We start from the raw sequence: 326 nt of genomic DNA, 5'->3' as shown, positions 1-326 counted from the left end.
TTAAAAAAGAAAATTATATTTTGTATGTGGGAAGATTGGTAAAGCAGAAGAACGTTAAAGATACGATAAAAGCATTTTCCCTGTTCTTAAATACATTCCCTGATTATAAATTGGTTATAGTAGGCGATGGACCAGAAAAAGAAAGTTTAATGCAACTTTCGAGAAAACTTGGGATAGAGAGTAATGTTTCATTTGCTGGTCATCAAAAAAATACTAAACCTTATTATGAAAATGCAAAATTAACAGTTTTATCTTCATTCAATGAAGGATTCCCTAATGTATTGTTAGAATCTATATTATATAGAACGCCTATAGTTTCTTATGAT

At 28.8% G+C, this 326-nt stretch carries 1 protein-coding gene; it reads left to right on the top strand.

Annotated elements, in window-relative coordinates:
• The coding region (locus tag IQR33_RS15740) for a glycosyltransferase (protein ID WP_193843837.1) at positions 1–326 on the top strand (326 nt) is incomplete at both ends.

It is taken from the genome of Vibrio sp. OPT46 (assembly GCF_015163535.1).
GTDB lineage: Bacteria > Pseudomonadota > Gammaproteobacteria > Enterobacterales > Vibrionaceae > Vibrio > Vibrio alginolyticus.
Note: the sequence above shows the minus strand (reverse complement) of the source record. Positions and strands in the feature narration are given on the sequence as shown.